This is a genomic window from Arthrobacter sp. SLBN-100 (genome assembly GCF_006715305.1).
Classification (GTDB): domain Bacteria; phylum Actinomycetota; class Actinomycetes; order Actinomycetales; family Micrococcaceae; genus Arthrobacter.
The window spans coordinates 3,375,827-3,402,357 of sequence record NZ_VFMY01000001.1; the positions used below are offsets into that span (position 1 = coordinate 3,375,827).

At 66.7% G+C, this 26,531-nt stretch carries 23 protein-coding genes and 1 tRNA gene; 16 read left to right on the forward strand and 8 right to left on the reverse strand.

Going from position 1 to position 26,531, the window contains the following annotated elements; all coding sequences use genetic code 11:
* Nucleotides 1–8 precede the first annotated feature (8 nt).
* From FBY31_RS15540 to FBY31_RS15550, 3 genes are read left to right on the forward strand one after another with little or no spacing between them, the layout of a single operon-like run.
* Nucleotides 9–1,556 (forward strand): tripartite tricarboxylate transporter permease, encoded by a 1,548-nt coding sequence (locus FBY31_RS15540; protein WP_142042880.1) that lies wholly within the window; start codon nt 9–11, stop codon nt 1,554–1,556.
* A complete protein-coding gene (locus FBY31_RS15545; protein WP_142042883.1) occupies nt 1,553–1,957 on the forward strand; it encodes a universal stress protein in 405 nt (134 codons plus the stop codon). The genes FBY31_RS15540 and FBY31_RS15545 overlap by 4 nt, the downstream gene beginning before the upstream one ends.
* 17 nt (nt 1,958–1,974) lie before the next feature.
* Nucleotides 1,975–2,250 (forward strand): hypothetical protein, encoded by a 276-nt coding sequence (locus FBY31_RS15550; RefSeq protein ID WP_142042886.1) that lies wholly within the window; start codon nt 1,975–1,977, stop codon nt 2,248–2,250.
* A 67-nt stretch (nt 2,251–2,317) separates the two neighbouring features.
* On the opposite strand, the gene FBY31_RS15555 is transcribed toward FBY31_RS15550, so the two are convergent.
* Nucleotides 2,318–2,782, reverse strand: a complete 465-nt coding sequence (locus tag FBY31_RS15555; RefSeq protein WP_142042889.1) for an NUDIX domain-containing protein — start codon at nt 2,780–2,782, stop codon at nt 2,318–2,320.
* Between the two features lie 120 nt (nt 2,783–2,902).
* On the opposite strand from FBY31_RS15555, the gene FBY31_RS15560 reads away from it, so the two are divergent.
* Complete coding sequence (locus tag FBY31_RS15560) at nt 2,903–3,172, forward strand: hypothetical protein (RefSeq protein WP_142042892.1); 270 nt, start codon at nt 2,903–2,905, stop codon at nt 3,170–3,172.
* Between the two features lie 20 nt (nt 3,173–3,192).
* Here FBY31_RS15560 and radA read toward each other — a convergent pair whose 3' ends face one another.
* Entirely contained in the window at nt 3,193–4,566 is a 1,374-nt protein-coding gene (gene radA, locus FBY31_RS15565) for a DNA repair protein RadA (RefSeq protein ID WP_142042895.1), read from the reverse strand.
* A 1,468-nt stretch (nt 4,567–6,034) separates the two neighbouring features.
* Between radA and FBY31_RS15570 the strand changes: the two genes are divergently transcribed.
* A complete protein-coding gene (locus FBY31_RS15570; RefSeq protein WP_142042898.1) occupies nt 6,035–7,816 on the forward strand; it encodes a multicopper oxidase family protein in 1,782 nt (593 codons plus the stop codon).
* Nucleotides 7,817–7,881: 65 nt separating this feature from the next.
* Here FBY31_RS15570 and FBY31_RS15575 read toward each other — a convergent pair whose 3' ends face one another.
* The gene (locus tag FBY31_RS15575) at nt 7,882–9,009 is read right to left on the reverse strand and encodes an FUSC family protein (protein WP_142042901.1); all 1,128 of its coding nucleotides are present in this window, start codon (nt 9,007–9,009) and stop codon (nt 7,882–7,884) included.
* A gap of 252 nt (nt 9,010–9,261) precedes the next feature.
* Here FBY31_RS15575 and pstS point away from each other — a divergent pair, with 252 nt between their 5' ends.
* The 4 genes from pstS to pstB all read left to right on the forward strand — a co-directional run bounded on the left by pstS (nt 9,262) and on the right by pstB (nt 13,400).
* Complete coding sequence (gene pstS / locus FBY31_RS15580; protein ID WP_142042904.1) at nt 9,262–10,386, forward strand: phosphate ABC transporter substrate-binding protein PstS; 1,125 nt, start codon at nt 9,262–9,264, stop codon at nt 10,384–10,386.
* Between the two features lie 106 nt (nt 10,387–10,492).
* A complete protein-coding gene (gene pstC, locus FBY31_RS15585) occupies nt 10,493–11,425 on the forward strand; it encodes a phosphate ABC transporter permease subunit PstC (protein WP_142042907.1) in 933 nt (310 codons plus the stop codon).
* Nucleotides 11,426–12,538 carry a phosphate ABC transporter permease PstA gene (pstA, locus tag FBY31_RS15590; RefSeq protein ID WP_142042911.1) on the forward strand — a complete coding sequence of 371 codons (1,113 nt, stop codon included), beginning with the start codon at nt 11,426–11,428 and terminating at the stop codon, nt 12,536–12,538. It abuts the gene before it with no gap.
* A gap of 82 nt (nt 12,539–12,620) precedes the next feature.
* Nucleotides 12,621–13,400, forward strand: coding sequence for a phosphate ABC transporter ATP-binding protein PstB (gene pstB, locus FBY31_RS15595; RefSeq protein ID WP_142042914.1), 780 nt, complete (start codon nt 12,621–12,623; stop codon nt 13,398–13,400).
* Between the two features lie 114 nt (nt 13,401–13,514).
* On the opposite strand, the gene FBY31_RS15600 is transcribed toward pstB, so the two are convergent.
* The 3 genes from FBY31_RS15600 to FBY31_RS15610 all read right to left on the reverse strand — a co-directional run bounded on the left by FBY31_RS15600 (nt 13,515) and on the right by FBY31_RS15610 (nt 16,253).
* The gene (locus FBY31_RS15600; protein WP_142042917.1) at nt 13,515–14,528 is read right to left on the reverse strand and encodes an inorganic phosphate transporter; all 1,014 of its coding nucleotides are present in this window, start codon (nt 14,526–14,528) and stop codon (nt 13,515–13,517) included.
* Nucleotide 14,529: 1 nt separating this feature from the next.
* Nucleotides 14,530–15,147 (reverse strand): DUF47 domain-containing protein, encoded by a 618-nt coding sequence (locus FBY31_RS15605; protein WP_142042920.1) that lies wholly within the window; start codon nt 15,145–15,147, stop codon nt 14,530–14,532.
* A gap of 446 nt (nt 15,148–15,593) precedes the next feature.
* A complete protein-coding gene (locus FBY31_RS15610) occupies nt 15,594–16,253 on the reverse strand; it encodes a hypothetical protein (protein WP_091420424.1) in 660 nt (219 codons plus the stop codon).
* Between the two features lie 177 nt (nt 16,254–16,430).
* Between FBY31_RS15610 and FBY31_RS15615 the strand changes: the two genes are divergently transcribed.
* From FBY31_RS15615 to mmuM, 3 genes are all read left to right on the forward strand, one after another.
* Nucleotides 16,431–16,503: transfer RNA gene (locus tag FBY31_RS15615), tRNA-Lys, on the forward strand.
* Between the two features lie 128 nt (nt 16,504–16,631).
* Nucleotides 16,632–17,648, forward strand: coding sequence for a LacI family DNA-binding transcriptional regulator (locus tag FBY31_RS15620; RefSeq protein ID WP_142042923.1), 1,017 nt, complete (start codon nt 16,632–16,634; stop codon nt 17,646–17,648).
* A gap of 46 nt (nt 17,649–17,694) precedes the next feature.
* Nucleotides 17,695–18,675, forward strand: a complete 981-nt coding sequence (mmuM, locus tag FBY31_RS15625; RefSeq protein ID WP_142045433.1) for a homocysteine S-methyltransferase — start codon at nt 17,695–17,697, stop codon at nt 18,673–18,675.
* A 125-nt stretch (nt 18,676–18,800) separates the two neighbouring features.
* On the opposite strand, the gene FBY31_RS15630 is transcribed toward mmuM, so the two are convergent.
* Nucleotides 18,801–19,253 carry a hypothetical protein gene (locus FBY31_RS15630; protein WP_142042926.1) on the reverse strand — a complete coding sequence of 151 codons (453 nt, stop codon included), beginning with the start codon at nt 19,251–19,253 and terminating at the stop codon, nt 18,801–18,803.
* 221 nt (nt 19,254–19,474) lie between these two features.
* Here FBY31_RS15630 and araB point away from each other — a divergent pair, with 221 nt between their 5' ends.
* From araB to araA, 3 genes are read left to right on the forward strand one after another with little or no spacing between them, the layout of a single operon-like run.
* Entirely contained in the window at nt 19,475–21,247 is a 1,773-nt protein-coding gene (gene araB, locus FBY31_RS15635) for a ribulokinase (RefSeq protein WP_142042929.1), read from the forward strand.
* The gene (locus FBY31_RS15640; RefSeq protein ID WP_142042932.1) at nt 21,244–21,945 is read left to right on the forward strand and encodes an L-ribulose-5-phosphate 4-epimerase; all 702 of its coding nucleotides are present in this window, start codon (nt 21,244–21,246) and stop codon (nt 21,943–21,945) included. Before araB ends, FBY31_RS15640 begins: the two co-directional genes overlap by 4 nt.
* 42 nt (nt 21,946–21,987) lie before the next feature.
* Nucleotides 21,988–23,508 carry an L-arabinose isomerase gene (gene araA / locus FBY31_RS15645; protein ID WP_142042935.1) on the forward strand — a complete coding sequence of 507 codons (1,521 nt, stop codon included), beginning with the start codon at nt 21,988–21,990 and terminating at the stop codon, nt 23,506–23,508.
* A 2-nt stretch (nt 23,509–23,510) separates the two neighbouring features.
* Here the strand turns inward: araA and FBY31_RS15650 are convergent, their stop codons facing one another.
* Nucleotides 23,511–24,563: an ANTAR domain-containing protein gene (locus FBY31_RS15650; RefSeq protein WP_142042938.1), complete on the reverse strand. Its 1,053-nt coding sequence runs from the start codon at nt 24,561–24,563 to the stop codon at nt 23,511–23,513.
* A 416-nt stretch (nt 24,564–24,979) separates the two neighbouring features.
* On the opposite strand from FBY31_RS15650, the gene arfA reads away from it, so the two are divergent.
* Nucleotides 24,980–26,470, forward strand: coding sequence for an arabinosylfuranosidase ArfA (gene arfA / locus FBY31_RS15655; RefSeq protein ID WP_142045435.1), 1,491 nt, complete (start codon nt 24,980–24,982; stop codon nt 26,468–26,470).
* The last annotated feature ends 61 nt before the right edge of the window (nt 26,471–26,531 follow it).

The window sequence follows — 26,531 nt, forward strand, 5'->3', positions numbered from 1 at the left end:
AGACCTACGTGGATTTTCTGAATCCCGTTATCAACGGATTTGCGGTTGTCCTGGAGCCGACCAACCTCCTTTACTGCCTGATCGGCGTCGTGATCGGCATGCTGATCGGCGTGCTGCCCGGCCTGGGGCCCGCGGCAACCATCGCCATCCTTCTTCCGCTCACGTACAACGTGGAACCCGTCACGGCCATCATCATGCTGGCCGGCATCTTTTACGGCGCACAATACGGCGGCACCATCACCTCGGTGCTCCTGCGGCTCCCCGGCGAAGCCTCCTCGGTAGTGACGGTCTTTGACGGTTACCAAATGGCCAAGCAGGGACGGGCCGGCACCGCCCTCGGCCTGGCATCCATCGGTTCCTTCGTCGGTGGCACGGCGGCCATCATCGGCCTGACTTTCCTCGCCCCGCTGGTTGCCAGTTTCGCGCTGGACTTTGGTCCGCCCGAGTACACGGCCCTGGCATTGCTGGGCATCCTACTGGTAGCCACCATCAGCAACGGTGCGAAAGCCAAGGCCCTCATCGCCGCGGCGCTGGGACTGCTGCTCGCTACCGTGGGCCGGGACATCTTCACCGGCGAAAGCCGGTTCACGTTCGGCAGCCTGCAACTCGCCGATGGCATCGACTTCGTGCCCATTGCGATGGGCATCTTCGGCCTCGGCGAGATCCTCTACAACCTTGAGGAGCGGCACCGGGCGGCCAAGGCGCCGTCGAAGGTCACGAATGTCTGGCCCTCGCGCAACGACCTCAAGCAGGCGTCCGGAGCCATCGGCCGCGGATCGGTGCTGGGCTTCTTCCTCGGTATCCTTCCCGGCGGTGGCGCCACGATTGCTTCGATGGCCTCGTATGCCATGGAAAAGAAGCGCGCCAAGCAGCCGGAACGGTTCGGCAAGGGCGCCCCCGAGGGTGTGGCAGGGCCGGAAACCGCCAACAACGCGGCAGCGACGTCGTCGTTTATCCCGCTGCTGACGCTGGGGATCCCGGCCAACGCCACCATGGCACTGATGTTCGGTGCGCTGCTGATCCAGGGCGTTACTCCCGGTCCGCAACTCGTGGAACAAAACCCCGAGCTCTTCTGGGGCGTGGTGAACTCCATGTACATCGGCAACATCCTGCTCCTCATCATGAGCCTGCCGCTGGTGGGGATCTTCGTGAAGATCCTCCGCGTCCGGGCCGCCATCCTGGCGCCTGTCACTGCACTCATCACGCTGTTGGGCGCCTACACCATCAACAACAGCATGTTCGACGTCTCGCTCGTGGTCGTCTTCGGCATCATCGGCTACCTCATGAAAAAGTTCGGCTTCGAACCGGGTCCCCTGGTGCTGGCCTTCGTGCTCGGTGAACTGCTCGAAAGCTCAATGCGCCGCTCCCTGCTGGTCTTTGGCGGTGACCCGTCGGGCTTCTTCGGACGCCCCATTTCAGCCACCCTGCTGGTGGTTTTCGTCCTGGTGGCCGTACTGCCCGCCATCCGCGCCGCCATCGCCAAACGCAAAGGCACGGCGCCGTCCGCCGGCGCCGCTACCCAGGGCGAAGCCCACACGATCAAGGAGAAGGTATGAGCATCATCGTCGGATTCGTCCCCACCCCGGCAGGGGAGGCCGCCCTCACAGCCGGCATCGCCGAAGCGCAGCTCCGCCAGCAGGACCTGTTCATTGTGAACTCCGCCCGCCAGGGCGCCCTGGTGGATAAATCAGTGGCCACCGAGGACGTCCTGGCCCAGGCCGCCAAACGGGCCGCCGACGTCGGAGTAACGGCAACTGTCATCCAGCCGCCCTACCAGCACGATCTGGCCGACGAGTTCCTCGACGTCGCCCGGGAAGTGGACGCGTCGCTCATCGTCATCGGGTTGCGGCACCGCACCCAGGTGGGCAAGTTCATCCTGGGCAGCCACGCACAGCAGATCCTGATGCAGGCCGACCGGCCGGTCCTGGCCGTGAAGGCCGACGGCGGCCATTTCTAGGCCCGAAGGGAAGCAAGATGTACAAGCACAAACCGCTCCGCCGGGGACCGGTCCCGGTAGCCGCCCCCGTCCCCGACTGGTCCAAATTGTGCAGGGACGACCACGTGGAGGTGCGCACGGCGGGTGGTGCACTGATGTCGGGAACCATCGACATGATCGACGCTGACCGCACCGTCTTTTGGCTGATCAGGAATGATGGGGCCGGGCGGACCATGGTGTTTTCCGGCGATGACATTGCCGTCACCAAGGTTGCCCCAGCGGATGCCGGGCAGCAGCGGGAGTACGCGGCCTGACGGGCCTTCTCCCGGCGGTGCGGACAAGGCCGGTGACCCCAAGGGCCACCGGCCTGACGTATGTCCCTTACCGGACGAGTTCCTTGAGGGCGTCCAGGACGGGGAGTTGGCCCTTCACCAGCTTCAGCCGGGCCTCCTGTTCGGGGAACCAGCGGGCATCGTCAATTTCCGGGTAGTGCTGGATCCGGCCTGAGCCCTTGGGCCATTCGAGCGGGAAGGTGTTGCTTTCGATCACTTCGGGGCGGAAGTCCTGCTCCGCGGCGAAAACAGTGATGACCTTGCCTGAAGGCTGCCGGAACCTGCCGAGTTCCCGGTACTCCGCATCCGGTGCGGGCGCGCCCATCTCCTCGGCAAACTCCCGCAGGCCCGCTGCCAGGGGGTCCTCCCCTTCGCTGAATTCGCCTTTTGGAATGGACCAGGCGTGGGCGTCCTTGCGGGCCCAGAAGGGGCCGCCCATATGGGCGATCCAGACCTCCAGGGCGGCGGGATCCGGCCGCCTGTACAGCAGGATTCCGGCGCTGAGAACCGGCATCGTGACCTCCGTGGTGCGTGTGGCTTGCAGTTGGTCCCAAACCGCCGTCCAGCGTTAATCTGCAGTTAACGGCGCTGCTTTAGGTTATTCCTTCAGACACTCTGCTCGAAGGGATCCGTCATGGCCAACATTGCTGAGGTTTTGGGACGGCTTACGCCGGAAGAACGTGAAGAGCTTCGCATCCTTGGCCCGCAGGGCCACCTGCCGAAGCACCTGGTTGAGGCCCTGGACCGCGCTGCCGGGGGTTCCGGCTCGGGCCGCGGGTATTACGTGCTCACTGGAAACGTCAGCGCTACCGGCGGCCCCCTCCTGGTGCTGCGCAGCGATGTTTCCAGCTGGTTTTTCAGCTCCCACCGGGACGACCTGGATTCGTTGTCACCCCACGGCTAGCACTTGAACATAATCTGCAGCTAGCCGATCAGCAGGCTAAGGGCCTCCGTCAGGTGTTCCACTTCCCGGACGGAGAAACCGGCGGGAATGGGGCCCGGGCCGGCGTGGCTGGCGGGAACCACAGCGTGGGTGAAGCCAAGCCGGTGCGCCTCCTGTATCCGTTGGTTGATTCCCGGGACCGGGCGGACCTCACCGGCCAGGCCCACCTCGCCGAAGGCTATGAGTCGGATAGGCAACGGCTTGCGGGCCTTGGCGGATGCCACCGCAAGGGCTACAGCGAGGTCCGTGGCGGGTTCGCTGAGCTTCACGCCGCCCACCGTGGCCACGTAGGAGTCATCCTTGTGCAGCAGCGTTCCGGCGCGCTGCTGCAGGACAGCCAGCAGCATCGAGACCCGGGAACTGTCCAGGCCGCTGGTGGCCCGCCGCGGCTGCGAGTTGGGGCTTTCGGCGAGCAGCGACTGCACCTCCGCCAGCAGGGGACGCCTGCCTTCCATCGTCACCGTGATGCAGGTGCCCGAAACCGGTTCCTTGGTGCGGCTGACGAACAGGCCGCTGGGATCGGCAAGGCCTTCGATGCCGTTCTCATTCAGGTCAAAGCAGCCGACGTCGTCCGTGGGGCCGTAGCGGTTCTTGACAGCCCGCAGCAGCCGCAGCCGGGAATGGCGTTCTCCCTCGAACTGGCAGACCACGTCCACGAGGTGCTCCAGCAGCCGCGGCCCGGCGATGGAGCCGTCCTTGGTGACATGGCCCACCAGCAGCGTTGTCATGTTTCTGCGTTTTGCGGCAGCAATAATGGACGCAGCCACTTCGCGGACCTGGGAGACGCCGCCGGCGCTACCGTCAACATCGGCACTGCTGAGGGTCTGGACCGAGTCCACGATCAGCAGCCGCGGCTCGATCTTCTCCACCTGCCCCAGCGCCTGGCCCAGGTCCGTCTCCGCGGACAGGTACAGGGACTCGGCCACGGCGTCGATCCGCTCGGCGCGCAGCTTCACCTGCGCTGCCGACTCCTCGCCCGTCACGTACAGCACGTCCTGCGCCGTACGGGCGAACTTGGCCGCCACATCCAGCAGCAGCGTGGACTTGCCGACGCCGGGTTCTCCCGCGAGCAGGATGACGGCGCCAGGAACCAGGCCGCCGCCCAGCACCCGGTCCAACTCGTCCACGCCGGTGGGCAGGAAAGCTGCCGTGGTGGCGTCCACCTCCGCGATCCGGCGCGCCGGCTCCACAACTGTTGCGGCCGCCGTCGTACGCGCCACAGCGGTGCCGGTTTCCTCCACGGTGCCCCACGCCTGGCACTCGCCGCACCGGCCCACCCACTTAGCCGTGGTCCAGCCGCATTCGGCGCATTTGTAAGCGGGCGCCTTGGAGGCCCGGGAAGTCTTTGTTGCCATGCGTCCAACCCTAGCGGCGCGCGCTGACATTCCCCGGCCGCACCCTGACCTCACACGTTCGGCCAGGGCACCCTGCGCCCGTGGGCCCACCCGGCCGCACCCTGACCTCACACGTTCGGCCAGGGCACCCTGCGCCCGTGGGCCCACCCGGCCGCACCCTGACCTCACACGTTCGGCCAGGGCACCCTGCGCCCGTGGGCCCACCCGGCCGCACCCTGACCTCACACGTTCGGCCAGGGCACCCTGCGCCCGTGGGCCCACCCGGCCGCACCCTGACCTCACACGTTCGGCCAGGGCACCCTGCGCCCGTGGGCCCACCCGGCCGCACCCTGACCTCACACGTTCGGCCAGGGCACCCTGCGCCCGTGGGCCCACCCGGCCGCACCCTGACCTCACACGTTCGGCCAGGGCACCCTGCGCCCGTGGGCCCACCCGGCCGCACCCTGACCTCACACGTTCGGCCAGGGCACCCTGCGCCCGTGGGCCCACCCGGCCGCACCCTGACCTCACACGTTCGGCCAGGGCACCCTGCGCCCGTGGGCCCACCCGGCCGCACCCTGACCTCACACGTTCGGCCAGGGCACCCTGCGCCCGTGGGCCCACCCGGCCGCACCCTGACCTCACACGTTCGGCCAGGGCACCCTGCGCCCGTGGGCCCACCCGGCCGCACCCTGACCTCACACGTTCGGCCAGGGCACCCTGCGCCCGTGGGCCCACCCGGCCGCACCCTGACCTCACACGTTCGGCCAGGGCACCCTGCGCCCGTGGGCCCACCCGGCCGCACCCTGACCTCACACGTTCGGCCAGGGCACCCTGCGCCCGTGGGCCCACCCGGCCGCACCCTGACCTCACACGTTCGGCCAGGGCACCCTGCGCCCGTGGGCCCACCCGGCCGCACCCTGACCTCACACGTTCGGCCAGGGCACCCTGCGCCCGTGGGCCCACCCGGCCGCACCCTGACCTCACACGTTCGGCCAGGGCACCCTGCGCCCGTGGGCCCACCCGGCCGCACCCTGACCTCACACGTTCGGCCAGGGCACCCTGCGCCCGTGGGCCCACCCGGCCGCACCCTGACCTCACACGTTCGGCCAGGGCACCCTGCGCCCGTGGGCCCACCCGGCCGCACCCTGACCTCACACGTTCGGCCAGGGCACCCTGCGCCCGTGGGCCCACCCGGCCGCACCCTGACCTCACACGTTCGGCCAGGGCACCCTGCGCCCGTGGGCCCACCTGGCCGCACCGTGACCTCACACGTTCGGCCAGGGCACCCTGCGCCCGTGGGCCCACCCGGCCGCACCGTGACCTCACACGTTCGGCCAGGGCACCCTGCGCCCGTGGGCCCACCTGGCCGCACCGTGACCTCACACGTTCGGCCAGGTTGCAGGCAGCGGGCCTTCCGGCCCTACCTCCCTTTTGCACTCCTTCCTACACTTTCATCAGGGGCCAGCCACTGAGAGATTTGGGGTCCATGGTGCAGTTAACAAGAAGGCAGCTCCTCCAGGCCGGTGCGCTGGCGGGAGCCGGAGTGCTGGCCGGAGTCCACCCCGCGGCCGCCCGGATAGCGGCAGGTCCTTCGGGCCTGCCGGGCATGTTCACGGAACAACTTCCCACCCTGGCAGAACTGGGCGTCATTGATATGAGGGGCGGCGGCAGTACGGAGTTGTGGATGCGCAACGCCCGCCACAGTTTCCACCCCGAGCTGGGGCTGACGGACACCCTGGCCTATCAGGCCGCCGGTTCATCCCAGACGTACCTGGGCCCGGTGATTATTGCCGCGCGGGGAACCGGCTTCAACCTCACCGTGCACAATGCCATCCAAATCCACCCCCTTGCGTTTGCCATCGACACTGAACTGGTGCCGGCCGGCAGCAACGATGCGCACTATCCCAGGACATCGGTCCACCTTCATGGCGGCAATACCAGCCCGGAGTCCGATGGCGGCCCGGAACAGACCTTCCTCCCGGGTACTTCCTATACCTACCACTACGACAACAACCAGGACGCGGCCGGGTTGTGGTACCACGACCATGCCCTTGGCCTCACAAGGCTCAATGTTTACGCCGGACTGGCCGGGGGTTACCTGCTCCGGGACACGCCCGGTGGAACCGGCATAGATACCGGTGACGGCACGCACCTTCCCCCGCCGCCGTACGAAGTGCCGCTGATCATCCAGGACCGGATGTTCAACCCGGACGGTTCCTTCGCCTATCCTCCCAATGACGAACTGACCGCGCCCGACGGCACACCCCGTCCCTGGGCGCCGGAGTTCTTCGGCGACATCGCCACGGTTAACGGGAAGTGCTGGCCGAACCTTGACGTGGCACGGGGAAAATACCGCTTCCGCGTGTACAACGGCTCCAATGCCAGGTTCTATGACCTCAAGTTCGTCGTAGACGCCACGGCAATCGTCTTCCACCAGATAGGATCCGACGGCGGCCTGCTGGACCGTCCCGTCAGGCTCAACAAGCTGGTCCTCGGCCCGGGCGAGCGGGCAGACATCGTGGTCGACTTTGCCGGGCTCCCGGCCGGCTCCGCAGTGACACTGACCAACAATGCGCGCACCCCCTTCCCGAACGGGCCCGTAGCTGTCCCGCCGGGCGGGTCCCCGCTACGGCAGATCATGCGCTTCACCGTGCTGAGCCAGCAGGGCTACACCACGCCCCTGCCCGGCCACCTGCGTGCACAACCACTCACAAAGCTGGCCGACGTGGCCCCTGCAGCCACGCGGTACATGCCCCTCGTGGAGGTCCTCAACGGAGCCGGCGTCCCTATCATGGCTCTCCTCAACAACCGGACGTTCAAGAGCCCGGACATCACCAGGGTGCGGTCCGACAGCCTGGAACAATGGGAACTCATCAACACCACCGAAGACGCCCACCCGATCCATCTGCATTTCACCCAGTTCCAGGTCCTCGGCCGGCAGCGGTTCGACGTCGACGGGTACCTCGCTGCCACAGGCTACGTTGACCCTGCCACCGGCCTGGTGGCGCCGGGGCGCGGATATGCGGTGCCGGTGGGGCCGTTCCTGGCCCGCCGTCCGGCTGGCGCTCCAGCCAATGAACGGGGATGGAAGGACACCGTCGTGGCGATGCCAGGCGAGGTGACCCGGATCGTGGTCCCGTTTGGTGCCGCGGCGGCCGGGGGAGCTCCGCTGGCCATCGGCTCATCCTTCAAAGGCGAATACGTCTGGCACTGCCACATCCTTGAGCACGAGGACAACGACATGATGCAGCGGTACGTCATCGAGTAGCTGCGATGGCCCAGGCCGTACTGTGCGCTGATCTGCTTCCCGCCGGAGCGTCCCAACCAGGCCCGTTACAGCGCCGGCAGCACGTCCCGCGCCTCGCGGGCATCCATGCCGGTGGCCTCCAGCAGGTCCACCATCAGCGGCCGGAACAGCATCACTACGGTTTCGCCTTCCAGCCGCTGCACCTCCAGCAGCTTCGGGTGCAGGCGCAGGGCAATCCCGCTGAGCTCGTTGCGGGCCGTGCGCAGGTGGGCGCGGCGGACGCCGTCGTGCGTTTCCGCCAGGCCCAGCGACAACTCGTCAATGGCGGCAGCCGTCTCCTGCAGCACCTCCGCGATGTTCTCCGTCGCCTCGTCGGAGAGGGCGGCGTGGTTAATCGCGCTGGTGAGCCTGCGCGCGAAAACCCGGCTGTTCCTCAGCGCCAGGTCAATGAAATCGAGCGACTGTTCCAGCCGGTCCAGCTCGTCCCGGTGCCTGCGGTAGGCGGGTGCGAGCCTGGCCACCTCCCCGGAGGCCCGCAGGGAGTGCCGCATCCCGTCCACCAGTGGCTGGCAGTTGCGGCCACGGACCAGCGCGTGCCAGGCCCTGGTTGAATCGCTGTCCGCCAGCGCCTCCGCACATTCACGCAGCACCTCCGCCAGCTCATGGAGGAGTTTCCGGACGTCCTTGCGGGGCTCGCGGCGCGGGTCCTTGGGAGCCAGGACTGTGACCAGCAGGGCGAACAGGCCGCCCACCACGGCGTCGATGCTCCGCGTGAACGGCCCGCCAGCCGGCGCCGGCAGCAAAACCACCAGCAGCGACTGCAGGGCCAACTGGGTGGTGAAGATGTTTCCGCTGTCCAGGAACCGGGCGAGCAGGATGGAAAACAACAGGACGACGGCGGCCTGCCAGATCCCTGCGCCCAGCCAGTGCAGCAGCAGGTCGCCCACCGCGATGCCGATGGTGCACCCAAGCCCCACCTCCAGGACCCGCCGCAGCCGCGGCTCCCGTGAGAAGCCAAGGGCAATCAGGGACGAGGTGGCAGCGAAAAGGGGATCTGCGTGGCCCAGCACGAACTCGGCGAAAGCATAGGCGCCCACGGCGCAGACCGTCATCTGGATGGCGGGAACCAGGGAGTTGCGGCTCCGGATCAGGCCTGTGCGGACGCGGCCGCGCAGGAACCGCCTGCTTGCTGAAAGTCCTGCTGCGGGAGCCATGCCGTCCAGTCTATTTGCTGCCTCGTCGGTTTATTTTGCAGCCGGCGCACTATGGGCAGAGATGTGATCTGCGCAATGGGAACCCTGCACTTGTCGGCCAATATCCCGCCGTCGTTAATCCTCCGTTCACTTTGGACCGCCTGTCCCGTTACCTGCGGCCCCTAACTTCGATGAAGGTACACAAGTACGCATCGCGCTGCAGGGTTCTCCGTCCCTGCTCCGCACTGAATATCCCTGGAAGGGGTACACCTAGTGAAGGCACTCCGCTTCGGCCGCCACGCGGCCATCGCTGTTATCGCAGCCGGCGCTCTCGCGCTTACCTCCTGCGGTTCAGACAACGTCACTGGCAGCGGTCCCGGCGGCGGAGGCCAGGCCGCCGGCGGCTCGAAGATCACCGGCACGCTGACGGGCATCGGTTCCTCCGCCCAGGGTGCGGCGATGGACGCGTGGAAAACTGAGTTTGCGGCCGCCAACCAGGGTGCCATTGTGCAGTATTCACCGGATGGCTCCGGTGCAGGCCGCAAGGCGCTCTTGGATGGTTCGGCCCAGTTCGGCGGTTCCGACGCCTACTTGAAGGACGAGGAATACGCCCAGTCCCAGACGACCTGCGGGCCGGATGGCGCCCTCAACATCCCGGTCTACATTTCTCCGATTGCGATCGCCTTCAACCTCCCGGGAATCACCGGGCTGAAGCTGGACGCGGCAACCGTGGCGAAAATCTTCCGCGGCGAGATCGCCACCTGGAATGATCCCGCCATCGCTGCCCTGAACGAAGGCGTCAGCCTGCCGGATCTCAAGGTCACCCCGGTGAACCGCTCCGATGACTCCGGCACCACCACCAACTTCACGGACTACCTGGCATCGGCCGCTCCCGAGGTCTGGACGGACAAGGCCTCAGGAGTCTGGCCGGCAAGCCTCCAGGGCGAGAATGCCAAGGGCACCTCCGGCGTGGTCAAGACCGTCACCGACACCCCCGGCGCCGTCACCTATGCTGACGATTCCGCCGTCAGCGGCAAGCTGGGCGTTGCGCAGATCAAGGTGGGGGACGCCTTCACCGAGATCTCCGCCGAAGCCGCAGCCAAGGCTGTTGACGCAGGGACCCCGGTCGAAGGCCGTCCCGCCAACGACCTCTCCATTAAGCTGGACCGCAAGACCACCATCGAAGGCGCCTACCCGATCGTCCTCGTCTCCTTCCACATTGTTTGCTCCACCTACGACAGCCAGGAGACCGTTGACCTGGTCAAGGCCTTCGAGAACTACGTAGTGTCCGAGGAAGGCCAGCAGGCAGCCGCGGATTCCGCCAAGTCCGCCCCGCTCTCCTCCGAGCTGGCCGGGAAGGCTGCCAAGGCCGTCGAGTCCATCAAGGTCAAGTCCTAATCACTGCACCAAAACCGGATTCCCCGCCTGCCGAGAGGCAGCGCGGGGAACTTGGCTTTGAAAGCCGCTCTTGTCCAGACCCAGTAACCAACCGAAGGGCCGTCGAATGACCGCCACCCCCCTGACCAGCACCCAGGGCGCCGGCCGCACCGGCGACAAAATCTTCTCCGGTGCCGCGCTGGCCGCCGGCTGCCTCATCCTCGCCGTCCTGTTCGGCGTTGCGCTCTTCCTGGTGGTCCAGGCCATCCCGGCACTGACCGCTCCGGCCGCCGAGATCCAGGGTGGTAAAGGCTTCTTCGCCTACATCTGGCCCATTGTGATCGGCACGCTCATCGCCGCCGTGATCGCCCTGGTGATCGCCACGCCCATCGCCATCGGCGTCGCGCTGTTCATTTCGCACTTCGCCCCCCGCGGCCTGGCCTCGGGCCTGGGCTACGTGGTGGACCTGCTCGCGGCCATCCCGTCCGTGATCTACGGCGCCTGGGGTGCTGCATTCCTGGCCAAGGAAATTTCCCCGGCCTACAACTGGCTGGCCGCGAACATGGGCTGGCTGCCCATCTTCCAGGGCCCGGCGTCGGCAACCGGCAAAACGATCCTGACCGCCGGCATTGTCCTGGCCGTCATGGTGCTGCCCATCATCACCTCCCTGTCCCGCGAGATCTTCCTGCAGACCCCCAAACTGCACGAAGAAGCCGCCCTGGCGCTCGGGGCCACCCGCTGGGAAATGATCAAGATGTCGGTCCTGCCCTTCGCCCGGCCGGGAATCATCAGCGCCGTCATGCTGGGCCTGGGCCGTGCCCTTGGCGAGACCATGGCCGTGGCCCTGGTGCTCTCCTCCGGCGCGCTGACCGCCAGCCTGATCCAGTCCGGCAACCAGACCATCGCCGCGGAAATTGCCCTGAACTTCCCCGAGGCAAGCGGGCTCAAGGTCAGCACCCTGATCGCCGCCGGCCTGGTCCTGTTCGTCATCACCCTGGCCGTGAACATGATCGCGCGCTGGATCATCACCCGGCACAAAGAATTCTCGGGAGCCAACTAAATGACCTCCACGCTTACCCCCGTGCGCAGCAAGCGCTCGGCGCTCACCAAGGGCCAGTTGCCCAAATATGCGCCGTATGCGGTCCTTGCGGCCGCATTGATCGTCGGCGCCGCCATCCTGGCGCTTATCGGCTTTAATGCCTTCGGCTGGGGCCTCGTTTCCGCCTTGCTCTTTGCCATCGGGCTGGTGTCCTGGAGCGCCGCCGTGGAAGGTTCCCGCAAGGCCAAGGACAAACTGGCCACCTGCCTGGTGGTGGGATCCTTCCTGGTCGCACTGCTTCCGCTGTTTTCGGTGATCTGGACCGTACTGGTGAACGGCGTGCCTGGACTCCTCACCCCCGGCTTCCTCACGTATTCCATGAACGGCGTCACCGGCGTTTACGACAACCGGGCAGTGGAGGAGGGTGCGCCTGTCCTGGGCGGCATCTACCACGCGCTGCTGGGCACCCTGGAGATCACCCTGCTGGCCACTGTCATATCGGTGCCGGTGGGCCTGCTGACCGCGATTTACCTGGTGGAGTACGGCAACGACGGACGCCTGGCCAGGGCCATCACCTTCTTCGTGGACGTGATGACCGGCATCCCCTCCATCGTGGCCGGCCTCTTCGCCGCGGCCTTCTTCTTCGCGGTGGTAGGCCCGGGCACCAAGACCGGCGCCGTTGCCGCCGTCGCGCTTTCGGTCCTGATGATCCCGGTGGTGGTGCGCTCCAGCGAGGAAATGCTGAAGATTGTTCCCAACGAACTGCGGGAGGCGGCCTACGCCCTGGGCGTCCGCAAGTGGCGGACCATCATCAAGGTGGTCATCCCGACGGCGATCTCCGGCATCGCTTCCGGTGTCACCCTGGCCATCGCGAGGGTCATCGGCGAGACGGCCCCCATCCTGGTCACCGCAGGCTTTGCCACCAGTATCAACTCGAATGTCTTCGGCGGCTGGATGGCGTCACTGCCCACGTTCATCTACACCCAGATCCTGAACCCCACCTCGCCGGCCAACCCGGACCCGTCCTCGCAGCGGGCCTGGGGTGCTGCCCTGGTGCTGATCATCCTGGTGATGATCCTCAACCTCGGGGCCCGGCTGATCGCCCGCGTCTTCGCCCCCAAAGCCGGCCGCTGACCGCCGCTTCCGGCCACAGCACTACCGGCCCTTCCCGCCGGAACCTAGACTTCAATTCATACCCAGTTAGTGAAGGAACACCATGTCTAAGCGCATCGACGTCAAGGACCTGAACGTGTACTACGGCGATTTCCTCGCCGTGGAGGACGTCACCATCAACATCGAAGCCAAGTCCGTCACAGCGTTCATCGGGCCGTCCGGTTGCGGCAAGTCCACGTTCCTTCGGACCCTGAACCGCATGCACGAGGTACTTCCCGGGGCCCGCGTCGAGGGCGAGGTCCTGCTCGACGGCGACAACCTGTACGGCCCCGGCGTGGACCCGGTCACCGTCCGCTCGCAGATCGGCATGGTGTTCCAGCGACCCAACCCGTTCCCCACCATGTCCATCCGGGACAACGTGCTGGCCGGCGTCAAGCTGAACAACAAGAAGATCTCCAAGGGCGAGGCCGACGTTCTTGTGGAGCGCTCGCTCAAGGGCGCCAACCTGTGGAACGAGGTCAAGGACCGCCTGGACAAGCCCGGATCCGGGCTCTCCGGCGGCCAGCAGCAGCGTCTGTGCATCGCCCGTGCCATCGCCGTGGAGCCGCAGGTGATCCTCATGGATGAGCCCTGCTCCGCCCTGGACCCCATCTCCACCCTGGCTATTGAGGACCTCATCAATGACCTCAAGGACCAGTACACCGTGGTGATCGTGACGCACAACATGCAGCAGGCGGCCCGGGTCTCGGACAGGACCGCGTTCTTCAACATCGCCGGCACCGGCAAGCCGGGTAAGCTCATCGAAATCGGCGACACCCACACCATCTTCAGTAATCCCACCCAGAAGGCAACGGAAGACTACGTCTCCGGCCGCTTCGGATAAACCGCGGGGTCGCCGCCAGGAAAGTGGTGCAAACCGCCGCGCATTATGACCGTTGCCATCCGAGCAGTCGAGGGCGGCGCTGCCCGGTCATAAACCGATGGACTGGCCCCCGCGTCATCGCGGCAGCGGCGAAAGTGCCAGCGCCAGCACAAAGGCAAGGACCGCCGTGGCCACCGGCGTCAGGATCCAGAGCCCCACGATGCGGATCACCAGCTTCCGGTTGGTCACTGAAAAGTGCTGGTTCTCTCCCGCGCCCAACACCGCCGAGGTGACCGTGTGCGTGGTGGAGAGCGGCCAGTGCAGGCCGATGGCGCCCACAAAAAGCATGACGGCGCTGAAGATCTGTGCCACCGACCCCCGCAGCGGATCGATCCTGGTGATCTTGTAGCCGATGGTGTGCGAGATCCGCCAGCCGCCGTACATCGTGCCGGCGGCGATCATCACCGCGGAGAGCAGCGCAACCCACACGGGGATAGTGCCGCCGTCGGAATAGCCGCCTGCCAGCAGGGCCAGGAGGAGGACAGCACTGATCCGCTGCCCGTCCTGCAGGCCGTGGCCGAATGCCACTGCTCCCGCGGCAATGGACTGGCTCCGGCGGAACCGCTGGTTCACCACGTTGGGCTGGGTGTGGCGGGCGGCCCAGGTGGCGGGGTAGACCAGCATAAACGCGCCGCTGTAGGCGACCAGCGGCGACAGCACCAGTGGCAGGATGACCTGGAACAACAAGGAGCGGTCCACCCCTCCAACGCCTAACCCGCCTACGGACAGGCTGGCGAGCCCGGCCCCTGCGAGGCCGCCCACCAGGGCATGGGTGGAGGAGGCCGGGATGCCGCGCCACCACAACAGGATGCCCCAGGCGATGGCGCTGGCCAGGCCGGCGAGGAGGATACTGAGTCCGTCCGTCCCGGCAGGAAGATTGATCCAGGTCTGGCTGACAGCGACCGCCAGGCTCGCACTGACCAGTGCGCCGATGAAGTTGAAGAAGGCCGCGAGCAGCACCGCCACGCTGGGGGTGAGCGCCCGGGTGCGCACGGCAACGGCCACGGAGGTGGAAACGTCGCGGAACCCGTTGACGAAGGCGAACACGGCGGCCAGGACCACCACCGCGCCGAAGATGACCGCTGTCACCTCAGGATTCCTTGACGATGATGCTGCCCACCTGGGTGGCGATGCGCCGCATGTCCTTGGTGACGTCCACCAACTGGTTGGCAATATCGCGGTTGCGGGAGTACTGCGCCCACTTCATGTCGCTGATCATGTCCGCCACCCACACCCTGTGCGTGCGTTCGGCCCGCTTTGCCAGGCGGAGGATTTCGATCCAGTAGTCCTCCAGGTCGTCCAGGTTGTCGAGCCGGCGCATGGCGTCCACGGTGAGCTCGGCCTGCCGGCTGATGATCTCCAGCTGGTCCGCGGCGCGTTTGGGCAGCCGCTCCAGCCGGTACAACGCCACCAGTTCCGCGGCGGCATCCAGCTTCTCGATGGCCTCGTTGAGGTAGCGCGAGAGGGCATACATGTCCTCGCGCGGCAGCGGGTTCACGAAGCTCGTGCGCATGTGTGTGAGGAGCGCAAAATGCAGTTCGGCGGACCGTGCCTCGTGGTTGTGCATGTCCTCCACGAGCTTGCCGTGCTCCGCCGCGGGGACGCCGAGGATTTCGGCAAGCGTGGCGCTGCCCAGCACGATCTGTTGCGCCATCTGCGATAAGAGGTTCAGCCCGGCGGGCTCGTGGGGAAAAAGGCGCAGTTTCACGTAGTTACCGGTCTCCGGGAAAAGTACAGGGCGGGAGTGGCGTGCCGTGTGACGTGACCCCGGCGCAACCAACGCTAACTCTACCGGCCCGGAAAAGCACCCCTGAAACGGGCTGGCAGCAAGGGGAAACCGCGATCGGGCTGACAGCTCGCGGGCATAAAAATGGTGCCGAACCGGATACGCCTCTCGGCGGTAGGCCGCTCTAGGCGGCTAAATGTTGAAGCCCGGGGGTTTCGCGGCTCGACACCAGTTTCAGTGTTCTACGTTGGTTGGCCCAAGTCAACATTGACAGATCCGGGCTCTTGGGCCAGTGAAATCGGTGATGTGTGATTGAGCCGTTCGGATCGGGCCAGTGGGATTGGGGCGTTCGGATTGGGCCCGCCGGATTTGGCCAGCGGAACCGGGCAGTTGGAACTGGCCCCTCCCTGCCGAGCCGTCCCGCTCCGTTAGTCCAGTTCGCCGAGCCGCCAGGCGTTGGCGGCGTGCTCGAGGTCCTCGGCGGTTTTCACCAGCTGGTTGGAGTTGCGGGTGAGCTTGCTCGCGTGGGCCTCGTTGCCGTGCTCGGCACCATCGGCAAGCGTCGCCTGGCCGAGCGCCACCACGCGGCAGAACGCGGCGGAACGTTCCAGCGCGACGTCGAACTCGCCGTCGAACGCACCGGACAGGATGGCGTCCGCCATCGTCTTCATCTCGTCCGCCCCGGGAGGCTCGGCGGCACCGGCCACCACGTTGGAAACCTGGGCGGTGTCCTTGCCGGCCCGGAAGTACACGGAAATGCGCTCAGGGTCCTGCACCGTGGCAGCCCGCAAGGCATAGAGGCGCCAGAGCGCGCCGGGAAGCGACCGGGCCGGGCTCTCCGCCCACATCTCGGCGATGGCCTCCAGTCCCTGCTCGTCGGCAAGCCTGACAAGCCGCTCGGTCACCGCCGGATCATCGCTGTCCCGGCCGTGCCGGACCAGCGCCTGGGCGGCGAGGTGCGCGGCTTCGGACACCCGCGCGGGATCCGCGCCGCCGGCAAAAGGCTCGAAGTCCACGGGGGCGAAAGGCTTCGGCTTGTGGTGCCGGTTCGCGCCGCCGTACGGACTGGGACCTGGTTGCTCGCTCATGCCACCCACGCTACTCCTGTGCCGTGCCGGAAATCGAGCATCAGGACCTTGGCCGCGGGCCCGACGACGTGTCCCGGTTTGCGTGCAACGGGGCCGGAACCATGGGTTAGAGTATTAAATGTCCAGAAATGGACTGGGCCGGGCAGGCCGGCGCAGCGTGCCGAAACAGCCCGGCAGGGGCCTTTAGCTCAGTTGGTAGAGCATCGGACTTTTAATCCGTGGGTCGTGGGTTCGAGCCCCACAGGGCCCACTCTTTTAACGAAGAGCGGGAATCCCCCGGCAGCCTCCCAAGGCCGCCGGGGGATTTTCTGTTCGGCTACGGGCGCCAACGGAAACAACAGGCTACGGGCGAAGGCAGCCAACGGGCACAATGGGGACATGACAAGAAGCAGCACCGGGCGGCTGCCGCGGCTCGAGGACGTGGCCGGACTTGCTGGTGTTTCGCACCAGACCGTTTCCCGGGTGGTCAACGGCCACCCCAACGTCAGCAAGGCCACGCGCGAAAAGGTCGAGGCCGCGATCGCCCAGTTGGGCTACCGGCGGAACACCGCGGCCCGGAGCCTGGTGACCCGGCGCTCCCATACCATCGGCGTGCTGGGCAGTGAGCTTTCACAGTACGGCCCGGCCAACACCATGCTGGGTGTGGAGCGGGCCGCGCGGGACGCCGGCTACTTCGTGAGTATCGCCGCGCTGCGTTCCATCGGCAGGGACGCCATCTTCGACGCGCTGCGGCACTTTACTGACCAGTCCGTGGACGGGATCGCCGTCCTGGTGCCGCACACCGAAACGCTGCGGATCCTGGAGGAGTTCAACCCTGGGGTGCCGGTAGTGGCCGTCGGCTCGCCGGGCAATGATGCCGTCAGCGGCGTGATGGTGGACCAAAAACGCGGCGCCGGGATCGCCGTCGGCCATCTCATCGAACTCGGGCACCGCAGGATCGGCCACGTCGCGGGGCCGGCGGACTGGATCGACGGCGCGCTCCGCACCGAGGGCTGGCGCGAGGCCCTGCAGCAGGCAGGTTTGCAGGATGACCTGCTGCTGGAAGGTGACTGGAGCGCGGAAAGCGGCTACGCGTTCGGGCGGCGCCTGGCGGCCGAGCGCACGGCAACCGCCCTGTTCGTGGGCAACGACCAAATGGCCCTCGGCGTGCTGCGGGCGTTCAACGAGGCAGGCGTGCGCGTGCCCGACGACGTCTCCGTGGTGGGGTTCGACGACCAGCCTGAATCGGGCTACTTCACCCCGCCCCTCACCACCGTGCGCCAGGACTTCGAAGAGCTGGGCAGGCGCTGCATGGATGCCATGCTGAAGGAGATTGAAGCGGGCTCTCCGGTGAGTTCCACCGTGGTCACCCCAGAGCTGGTGCGGAGGGCGAGCACGGCAGCACGGCGTCCCTAGTGCTGCGCCTTCGCTGTAGCCTGAAGTCATGCCCCAGCATGACATCATGCCCCGCAACAACGCCCTGTCCCGCCTGCTCGATGCCGGCGGGAACCTGGTCCTGGACGGTGCCCTGGCCACCGAACTGGAAGGGCGCGGCTGCGACCTCGAGGACCCGCTGTGGTCCGCTAAAGTCCTGCTGGAGCAGCCGGAACTGGTCAAGCGGGTCCACCTTGACTACTTCAAAGCCGGGGCACGTGCCGCTATTACCGCCAGCTACCAGGCCACGCCGCTGGGGTTTGCGCGCCGGGGAATTTCTGAAGCCGAAGCCTTGGAGCGGGTTGCCCTGAGCGTCCGCCTCGCTAACGAAGCCCGACGTGAGTACCTGGCCGGGAGCCCGGAGGCCGGCCCGCTGCTGGTGGCCGGATCTGTTGGACCGTACGGTGCCTACCTCGCCGACGGGTCCGAATACCGGGGCGACTATACGCTCACCCGGAACGGATTTATGGAGTTCCACCGGCCCCGGATCGCCGCGCTCCTGGAAGCGGGGGCAGATGTGCTTGCCTGCGAAACACTGCCTTCCCTGGCTGAGGCTGAGGCTTTGCTGGGACTGATCGCGGAGTTCGGCGCCGAATCCTGGCTGGCGTTCACGCTGCGGGACGGAGCGCACATCAGTGACGGCACTTCCCTCGAACAGGTAGCGGAGCTCTGCAATGCTGAGCCGCTGGTTGCCGCCGTTGGCGTGAACTGCGTTCCGCTGGAGTTGGTCACCCCGGCGCTGGACGCTTTGGGCCGGGCCACCCGCAAACCGCTGATCGCATACCCCAACTCCGGGGAAACCTACGACGCCACCACCAGGACCTGGGGGCCGGCGGCGTCTTCCGCTCTTGGCTCCGGCGCCGCTCCGGCAGGAACCGAACGGCCGCCGGGCAGCCTTGCGGAAGGAGCCCGGGCATGGCAGGAACGTGGCGCGCGCATGGTGGGCGGCTGCTGCCGGACCACACCAAGCGACATTGCCGCTTTGGCAAGGCTCTGGCGAGAGCCCTGATTTCGCGAGAGCCCTGACTTCGCATGGCCCCCCGCCTCAGGCAGGCCCGCAGGTGAAGTGAGCCTGCATCCGGCGAAGCCCTAGGCGCCGGGGGACTTCTGCCGGGCTGCCGGGATGCGACGGGATCAGCTGGCAAACCTGGGCCAGTAGCTGATGATGGCATAGGCTGCCAACGCCGCTGCCATATGCACGTGGAGCATCAGGTGGAGCGAGTGCCCCGTGAGCGAAGCGGCCTCGCCGGAAGGGGGAGGATCCTGCGCGGGGCCAGCGTTCTGCACGCTGCCGCCGTGCCCGTGGCCGGACAGCCCTTCACCGGAACCGCCGGAAAACGCTGCAAACGCTAAATGGAGCAGTTGTTGGGCGAGCCCGCACGCAAGCAGCACGGCCCGGCCGGGCAAGCTGTAACGGCCGATCATCGCTGCCGCCATCCCCAGCAGCGCGGCCAGGGCCGCCAGGATCATCAGGGAGGGCGCTGGTCCGCCGGCAGCCAGATGCGCGGCCAGACCGAGGCCGATGGAGACCGGACCGGCCAACCACGCGGCGGATCCAGTGCGCTCTTTCCGTTGCACCCTATCCACGGAGCCCCTTCTCGTCGCCCGGCAACTTATTCGGGGGTTCATCGGGTCCCTACCCCTTTTGGGCAGCCTCCCACGGTTTCCCTGCCCGTTGGGTGCAGGACCCGGCGGAGTTGGACGTACGGCCACGTGCCGGGTTTCGGAACTCCTTCCATTGACTTCACTGTTGTTAGCGCTCACAATTGAAGGGCGGCGAAGTTGCGGCAATTACTGGAGGAACTTTTATGGATGTCAGAGTGGACACGGACAACTACGTCGTCGGCGTGGACTACGGAACGCTGTCAGGCCGGGCCGTGGTGGTCCGGGTGAGCGACGGTGAGGAGCTCGGCAGCGGTGTGTACGAGTATCCGCACGCAGTGGTCACAGATGCACTTCCGGCGGACGTGGCTGGCCAGGGCGCTGATGGAAAGACCGTCCGGCTTCCGGGGGAATGGGCCCTTCAGGTGCCGAACGACTACCGGGATGTCCTGCGCAACGCCGTTCCGGCTGCCATCGCGGACGCAGGCATTGACACGGCCGCCGTCGTCGGAATCGCCACGGACTTCACCGCCTGCACCATGGTCCCGGTGAAGGCGGACGGCACCCCGCTGAATGAGCTCCCCGGGTTCGAAAACCGGCCCCACGCGTACGTGAAGCTTTGGCGCCACCACGCCGCGCAGCCGCAGGCGGACCGGATCAACCAGCTCGCCGCGGAACGGGGCGAAGCCTGGTTGCCGAGGTATGGCGGGCTGATTTCTTCTGAGTGGGAGTTCGCCAAGGGCCTGCAGCTTCTGGAGGAGGATCCCGATGCCTATTCCGAGATGGACCATTGGGTTGAAGCGGCAGACTGGATCGTCTGGCAGCTGTGCGGCCAGTACGTCCGGAATGCGTGCACGGCCGGCTACAAGGGCATTTACCAGGACGGGCGGTACCCGTCGGAGGATTTCCTGGCGGCGCTGAACCCCGGGTTCAAGGATTTCGTGAGCGCCAAGCTGGAACACACCATCGGCCGCCTGGGTGACGCCGCAGGCTACCTCACCGCCGAGGCTGCTGCCTGGACCGGCCTGCCCGAGGGCATCGCCGTCGCGGTGGGAAACGTGGACGCACACGTCACCGCTCCCGCAGCGCGTGCAGTGGATCCGGGCCAGCTGGTAGCGATCATGGGCACCTCCACCTGCCATGTCATGAACGGCACCGAGCTCCGCGAAGTGCCAGGAATGTGCGGCGTGGTGGACGGCGGCATCGTGGACGGGCTCTGGGGCTACGAAGCCGGCCAGTCCGGCGTGGGAGACATCTTCGGCTGGTTCACCAAGTACGGGGTGCCGCCGGAATACCATCAGGCGGCCACTGCCGCAGGGCTCGGCATCCACGAATACCTCACTGAACTGGCCTCCCGGCAGGCCATCGGTGGACACGGCCTCATCGCCCTGGACTGGCACTCGGGCAACCGCTCGGTGCTGGTGGACCACGAGCTGTCCGGCATCGTGGTGGGGCAGACCCTGGCAACCCGCCCCGAGGACACCTACCGGGCGCTGCTGGAAGCCACTGCCTTCGGCACCCGGACCATCGTGGACGCCTTCCGCGACTCCGGCGTCCCGGTCACGGAGTTCATTGTGGCGGGCGGCCTGCTTAAGAACCGGCTCCTGATGCAGATCTACGCCGATGTCACGGGACTGCAGCTTTCCACCATCGGTTCAGAGCAGGGCCCGGCCCTGGGCTCGGCCATCCACGCCGCCGTCGCGGCCGGAAAGTACGCGGACATCCGCGAAGCTGCCGCCGCCATGGGTTCCGAACCGGGCGAGGTGTACACCCCGGTTCCTGAAAACGCGGCCGCCTACGAGGAACTATTCCAGGAATACAAGGCATTGCACGACTACTTCGGCCGCGGCAGCAACGACGTGATGCACCGGCTCAAGGCCATCCAGCGCAAAGCGCACCACAGCGCCAGTTCCGCCGGACAACCGGTCAACACCGATGCAGGCGAACGACATGATGTCGGTGCGGGAGTGCTGGCGTGAGCGCCGGAACGGGAATCCTGGAAACCATCGCGCGGGTCCGGGACGAAGTCTGCGCCCTCCACGCCGAGCTGACCCGGTATGAACTGGTGGTGTGGACGGCGGGTAACGTCTCTGCGCGTGTCCCCGGCCGCCAGCTGATGGTCATCAAGCCCTCCGGGGTCTTGTACCAGGACCTGACGCCGGACCAGATGGTGGTCACGGATCTCTACGGGGTGCCTGTGCCGGGAGACGCAACGGGTGAGTGGGGCAACCCCGCGCTGTCGCCGTCGTCCGATACTGCAGCGCACGCGTACGTTTACAGGCACATGCCCGAGGTGGGCGGGGTGGTGCACACGCACTCCACCTACGCCACCGCCTGGGCAGCTCGCGGGGAAGCCATCCCGTGCGTGCTCACCATGATGAGCGACGAATTCGGCGGTTCGATCCCGGTGGGCCCGTTCGCCCTGATCGGCGACGACTCGATCGGACAAGGGATCGTGGAGACGTTGAAGAACTCCAATTCCCCCGCCGTGCTGATGCAGAACCACGGCCCGTTCACCATCGGCAAGGATGCCACATCCGCGGTGAAGGCGGCGGTGATGTGCGAGGAAGTGGCACGCACCGTGCACATATCCCGGCAGCTCGGCGAGCCCATCGCCATCGATCCGCGCCACATCGATTCCCTCTACGCCCGCTACCAGAACGTCTACGGCCAATAGCAGCCAGGCCAGACCGCCAAGACTTACTCCCAAGGAGACCCCATGAGCACAGCAGCAAACACCTCCCTCGACGGCTATGAGGTCTGGTTCCTCACCGGCAGCCAGCACCTCTACGGCGAGGACGTCCTCAAGCAGGTGGCCGCCCAGTCACAGGAAATCGCCAACCAACTCAACGCCTCCCCGGCCGTTCCGGTGAAGATTGTCTGGAAGCCGGTCCTGACCGACTCCGACGCCATCCGCCGCACGGCGCTGGAAGCCAACTCGAACGATTCCGTCATCGGCGTTACCGCCTGGATGCACACTTTCTCGCCGGCGAAGATGTGGATCCAGGGCCTTGACCTGCTCCGCAAGCCGCTGCTGCACCTGCACACCCAAGCCAACCGGGATCTGCCCTGGTCGGACATCGACTTCGACTTCATGAACCTGAACCAGGCGGCCCACGGCGACCGGGAGTTCGGCTACATCCAGTCCCGCCTGGGCATCGCCCGCAAGACCGTCGTCGGGCATGTCTCCAACCCGGAAGTGGCCCGCCAGGTGGGTTCCTGGCAGCGCGCCGCCGCAGGCTGGGCCGCCGTCCGCACCCTGAAGCTGACCCGCTTCGGTGACAATATGCGCAACGTGGCCGTCACCGAAGGCGACAAAACCGAGGCGGAGCTGCGGTTCGGCGTCGCCGTGAACACCTGGTCCGTGAACGAGCTGGCCGATGCGGTGCACGGTGCCGCAGAGTCCGACGTCGACGCGCTCGTTGAGGAGTATGAGAACCTCTACGACGTGGTTCCGGAGCTCCGCGCAGGCGCCGCCCGCCACGACTCCCTCCGCTACGGGGCCCGGATCGAACTCGGCCTGCGCAGCTTCCTGGAATCCAACGGCTCGGCCGCGTTCACTACCTCCTTCGAGGACCTGGGCGCCCTGCGGCAGCTTCCCGGCCTGGCCGTGCAGCGGCTCATGGCCGCCGGTTACGGCTTCGGCGCCGAGGGCGACTGGAAGACCGCCATCCTGGTCCGCGCCGCGAAGGTGATGGGCGCGGGCCTGCCCGGCGGGGCCTCGCTGATGGAGGACTACACCTACCACCTGGAACCCGGTTCCGAGAAGATCCTCGGTGCGCACATGCTGGAGGTCTGTCCGTCCCTGACCACGCAGAAGCCGCGCCTGGAGATCCACCCGCTGGGCATCGGCGGCAAGGAGGATCCGGTGCGCCTGGTGTTCGACGCCGATGCCTCCCCGGGAGTGGTGGTGGCCCTCTCGGACATGCGGGACAGGTTCCGCCTGGTGGCCAACGCCGTCGACGTCGTTCCCCTGGATCAGCCGCTGCCCAACCTCCCCGTCGCCCGTGCCCTCTGGCAGCCCAAGCCGGACTTCGCCACCTCCGCCGCCGCCTGGCTCACCGCCGGCGCCGCGCACCACACGGTCCTGTCCACTCAGGTGGGCATGGATGTGTTTGAGGACTTCGCTGAGATCGCCAAAACGGAGCTGCTGACCATTGACGAGGACACGACCATCCGGCAGTTCAAGAAGGACCTCAACTGGAACGCTGCCTACTACAAGCTGGCCGGCGGCATCTAGGACTAGTGGCCGAAGTGCGCCCGCGGAGGGCCCTCGGGCAACCGCTCGAGGATGTCCTCCGCCACCAGGCGCACCTTGATATTGCGGTGGCTGGACGCCCGGGCGAGGATTGAAAACGCCTCGTGGTAGGAACACCTGTTTTGCGCCATGATCACGCCGCAGGCAACGTTGATGGACGTACGGCTGTCCAGGGCGAGCCGCAAATCCAATGCAGCGGACTTGGCGTTGTGGAGGTCCAGGGCCATCTGAAGGCTTTTCGCGGCCAGGCCGGCGAAGGAGCGGGCCTCCGAGATCACCTGGAGTGGAAACGCCTTGGCATCCTGGGCAAAGAACGCGAGGGCTGCGGTGGTTTCGCGGACGGGGATGGCATCGTCGCTAAGTGTCCCGTTGTCCTGGTCCAGGCGGAGCCGCATGCCCAGGACGCTGCCCAGGTTGGCCGCCTGTAGCTCCCGGCAATACCGGGGCCAGCGAAAGTCGCCGGTCCTCTGCAGCACGGCCACGGGATGTCCGCCGGCCAGGACGTCGCTGACAGGCCCTTCGCCCTTCTCCTGCTCCCACTGCAGGAGGCGGATGACTTCCTCGGACGTTCCGGTGATGACCGGTGCCCTCTTCGCCTGCCGCACCACCACGCCGCATTCGATCACCAGGCCTGGCGTGCCCACAACAGCCCGGGCTGATGCAGCTGCCAGCAGTTCAAGGGAGTCGAGTAGCGTTTCGGCGCCGGTCACCAGGTCCAGCAGGATTCCGCTCGGCTTTCCGTTGTGGGAGCCCGATGCCGCGGGTTGCCGCGCATTCCCGGATGCGGCCGTTCCCGGCGCGGTGTTGCCCGCGGCGGCCGTTCCCGGTGTGGCATTGGCCTGCGGAGCACGTCCGCGTGGCGGACTTCCATGTGTGGCGGGCCCGTGCGGGTGGTGGAGGGGGCCTTGTTGGGAAGTCAGAGGGCCGGCGACGGCTGGGGGAGAGGCCTTGGTCTCAAAGGCCTCCTCGTCGCCGGCCCCGCTTAGTGCCCGGGCGCGCCGGCCCGGGAAATCGGAGTTTGCGTATTGTGCGTGCATTGCCAGTCTCACTCCCCCTCGTGAGCCAAGTACCGTGAGCCCGAACCCGTCTTGTCTCTGAGAAAAACCTAGTTGCGCCGCCGTTCCCGGTGAACGCGTAACCGGTACTTGTTTTTGAGATTAGGTACTACTTGGTTTTCCTCCCGCTGCCCTGTTTTCGGTGTTGCCGCAGGTGAACGGAGTGTGGCCCGCGGAGCCCGCCGGGCGCGTGTGCGGGGACGATCGCGGGCAGGGCGCTTGACTCAAGCCCCGGGACCATCAACAATATTTCTATAACGTTGTAAATAATATGGAACGAGGACGTTTTCGTGGCAACAACAGAATCCACCGCCCCTAACCGATCAACCGGACCCGCCGGATCCGAATCGCCGGCAGCAGGACCTGCCGCACCAGGATCAGTAGCGGCAAAAATCACCATGGACCCCGCCTTCACGGTGGGACCCGTCCGCCGACGTACCTTCGGTGCCTTTGTGGAACACCTCGGCCGCTGTGTTTACACCGGCATCTTCGAGCCGGAACACCCTACGGCGGACCCGGACGGTTTCCGCGGTGACGTGCTGGAGCTGACGCGCGAACTCGGCGTCTCAACTGTGCGCTATCCGGGCGGAAACTTCGTATCCGGCTACCGCTGGGAGGACGGCGTGGGCCCTGCGGACAAGCGCCCCGTCCGGCTCGACCTCGCCTGGCACTCCACGGACCCCAACCTGGTGGGTGTGGACGAGTTCGCCAAGTGGTCTGCCAAGGCCGGTGTCGAAACCATGATGGCGGTGAACCTTGGCACCCGCGGGACCCAGGAGGCGCTGGACTTGCTGGAGTACTGCAATATTGACGGCGGCACGGCCTTTTCGGACCAGCGCAGGGCCAACGGGGCGGAGAACGGCTACGGCATCAAGATGTGGTGCCTGGGTAACGAGATGGACGGCCCCTGGCAGATCGGGCACAAAAACGCACAGGAGTACGGAAGGCTCGCTGCGGACACCGCCCGGGGCATGCGCATGATCGAACCCGACCTCGAGCTGGTGGCGTGCGGAAGCTCCGGCCCCACCATGAGCACCTTTGGCGAATGGGAGCGGGTGGTCCTTTCCGAGACTTACGAGCTGGTGGACCTGATCTCGGCGCACCAGTACTTCGAGGACTTCGGTGACCTGCAGGAACACCTGTCCGCCGGCCACCGCATGGAAACTTTCATCCACGACATCGTGAGCCACATCGACCACGTGAAGTCGGTGAAGAAGTCCACCAGGCAGGTGAATATTTCCTTTGACGAGTGGAATGTCTGGCACATGGGCCGCGACGAGTCCCGGGCGCCGACGGGCAGGGACTGGCCGGTTGCCCCCGTCCTGCTGGAGGACACTTACACGGTGGCGGACGCCGTCGTCGTCGGGGACCTCCTGGTGACCCTGCTCAAGAACACTGACCGCGTCCACTCCGCCAGCCTGGCACAGCTGGTCAACGTGATCGCCCCCATCATGACCGAGCCCGGCGGCCGCGCCTGGAAGCAGACAACGTTCCACCCGTTCGCGCTCACCTCCCGCCACGCTTCCGGAACCGTTCTGCAGCTCGCCGTCGAATCCCCGCTGGTCAGCGGGGGCAAGACCGCCGACTTTGCCGCCGTGTCCGCCGTCGCGACCTATGACGCAGACAAAGGCGAGGCGGTAGTGTTCGCCGTCAACCGCTCGGCCACGGACGTGCTCGGCCTTGAGGCCGCGGTGTCCGGCCTGGGCAACGTGCAGGTGGTGGAGGCTGTCACGTACGCGAACAAGGACCCCTACTGGCAGGCCACCGCGGATGATTCAACCTCCGTCCTGCCGGCCGAGAACGTCTCGGTCAAGGCCGGCGGCGGCCGCCTCACCGCCGAGCTTCCGCCGGTGTCCTGGTCCATGATCCGGCTCGCTGCCGGCCAGTAGCCGGCGCGGGAAGACAGCCTCAGCGGGGCGCCGGAAGCAAACTGCGGCGCCCCGCTGACGC

Coding starts and splice junctions, on each gene's coding strand:
- arfA (WP_142045435.1), top strand. CDS start 24,980: ATGGACCCCGCCTTCACGGTGGGACCCGTCCGCCGACGTACCTTCGGT.
- pstC (WP_142042907.1), top strand. CDS start 10,493: ATGACCGCCACCCCCCTGACCAGCACCCAGGGCGCCGGCCGCACCGGC.
- FBY31_RS15550 (WP_142042886.1), top strand. CDS start 1,975: ATGTACAAGCACAAACCGCTCCGCCGGGGACCGGTCCCGGTAGCCGCC.
- mmuM (WP_142045433.1), top strand. CDS start 17,695: ATGCCCCGCAACAACGCCCTGTCCCGCCTGCTCGATGCCGGCGGGAAC.
- pstB (WP_142042914.1), top strand. CDS start 12,621: ATGTCTAAGCGCATCGACGTCAAGGACCTGAACGTGTACTACGGCGAT.
- araB (WP_142042929.1), top strand. CDS start 19,475: ATGGATGTCAGAGTGGACACGGACAACTACGTCGTCGGCGTGGACTAC.
- FBY31_RS15545 (WP_142042883.1), top strand. CDS start 1,553: ATGAGCATCATCGTCGGATTCGTCCCCACCCCGGCAGGGGAGGCCGCC.
- pstA (WP_142042911.1), top strand. CDS start 11,426: ATGACCTCCACGCTTACCCCCGTGCGCAGCAAGCGCTCGGCGCTCACC.
- araA (WP_142042935.1), top strand. CDS start 21,988: ATGAGCACAGCAGCAAACACCTCCCTCGACGGCTATGAGGTCTGGTTC.
- FBY31_RS15560 (WP_142042892.1), top strand. CDS start 2,903: ATGGCCAACATTGCTGAGGTTTTGGGACGGCTTACGCCGGAAGAACGT.
- FBY31_RS15575 (WP_142042901.1), bottom strand. CDS start 9,009: ATGGCTCCCGCAGCAGGACTTTCAGCAAGCAGGCGGTTCCTGCGCGGC.
- FBY31_RS15555 (WP_142042889.1), bottom strand. CDS start 2,782: ATGCCGGTTCTCAGCGCCGGAATCCTGCTGTACAGGCGGCCGGATCCC.
- radA (WP_142042895.1), bottom strand. CDS start 4,566: ATGGCAACAAAGACTTCCCGGGCCTCCAAGGCGCCCGCTTACAAATGC.
- FBY31_RS15620 (WP_142042923.1), top strand. CDS start 16,632: ATGACAAGAAGCAGCACCGGGCGGCTGCCGCGGCTCGAGGACGTGGCC.
- FBY31_RS15650 (WP_142042938.1), bottom strand. CDS start 24,563: ATGCACGCACAATACGCAAACTCCGATTTCCCGGGCCGGCGCGCCCGG.
- FBY31_RS15610 (WP_091420424.1), bottom strand. CDS start 16,253: ATGAGCGAGCAACCAGGTCCCAGTCCGTACGGCGGCGCGAACCGGCAC.
- FBY31_RS15570 (WP_142042898.1), top strand. CDS start 6,035: ATGGTGCAGTTAACAAGAAGGCAGCTCCTCCAGGCCGGTGCGCTGGCG.